The 1,136-nt window shown below is 74.9% G+C and carries 2 protein-coding genes; both read right to left on the bottom strand.

The window, feature by feature from the left end:
- A partial coding sequence (locus D183_RS0118005) for an STN domain-containing protein (protein ID WP_026144614.1) occupies positions 1-312 on the bottom strand: 312 nt, incomplete at its 3' end.
- A gap of 118 nt (positions 313-430) precedes the next feature.
- A partial coding sequence (locus D183_RS25175; protein ID WP_017910225.1) for a FecR family protein occupies positions 431-1,136 on the bottom strand: 706 nt, incomplete at its 5' end.

Raw genomic sequence — 1,136 nt, 5'->3', positions numbered from 1 at the left:
CGGGGCCGGCTCCTGGCGCCGCACCAGCCAGGCGCCGGAGGGGTCGCGCTGGGCGACGAAGCCGCTGCCGCGCAGCACCTGCTGCAGCGCCTGTGCGGTGTCCAGTTGGCCGTGCGCGCCGCCGCTGCGGGCCTGGCCCAGTTGGTCGGCACGGTAAATCAGTTGCGCGCCGGATTGCCGCGCCAGGGTGTCCAGCGCCGCGCGCAGCGGGCCGGCGGGGACGTCCACCGTGCCGGTGGCGGCAACGGCAGCGGGTTGCGCCTGCGCCGCACAGGCGCTCGCACAGGCCATGCTCAGCAGCAGGGCACGCATCGGATACCGCATCGAGTTTTCTCCCCAAACGGGCGCGGAGCGCGCCTCAGTAGCTCCAGACGAACGAGACCGACAAATCCCCCCGCCGCCGCGCCCGCCCAGCGCGGCGCGGGACGGCTTACCGGCTGTGCAACAACACCGTGTCGCCGTGGCGCTCGGCGCGGATCGGGAACCCCTGTTCGAGCAGGCGCACGAAGGCGTCGACGTTGGACCAGCGCACGTTGCCGCCGACCCGCAGCGCCGCGGCACCGGCATCGGCGACCTGCAGCTTGACCGTGTTGTAGCGGTTGAACTCGGCCACCGCCGCCTGCAGCGGGGTGTCGTCGAAACTCAGGTAGCCGCTGCGCCAGTCCAGCGCGCGCTCGGCCTCGGCCAGCGCGACCCGGCGTACCAGCACCCCGTGCGGCCCGGCCTGGGCGATGCTGCCGGCATGCAGCAGCAGCGGCGGCGCCTGCGGCGCGCCCGCCGATTCCAGCCGCACCGTGCCTTCGGTGACCACCACGCGCAGCGCATCGGCCTCGCGGCGCACCGCGAAGCGCGTGCCCACCGCCACCACCCGGCGCGCGCCGCTGTCGACCACGAAGGGCCGGCCTGGGTCCTTGCTCACCGCGAAGAACGCCTCGCCGCGCTGCAGGTCGATGCGCCGCTGCGCGCGCGACAGCGCCACCGCGATGCGGCTGTCGCTGCTCAGCGTGGCCTGCGAGCCGTCGGCCAGGGCCACCGGGCGCAGCTGGCCGGTGACGCTGGCATAGGCGGTCGGTACCGGTTCGACGGCATGCCGCCAGACCAGGGACAGCACCGCGGCACCGAGCAGCGCGGCCGCC

It is taken from the genome of Xanthomonas sp. SHU 199 (assembly GCF_000364665.1).
Lineage (GTDB): Bacteria > Pseudomonadota > Gammaproteobacteria > Xanthomonadales > Xanthomonadaceae > Xanthomonas_A > Xanthomonas_A sontii.
This window is presented reverse-complemented; position numbering and strand designations above follow the sequence as displayed.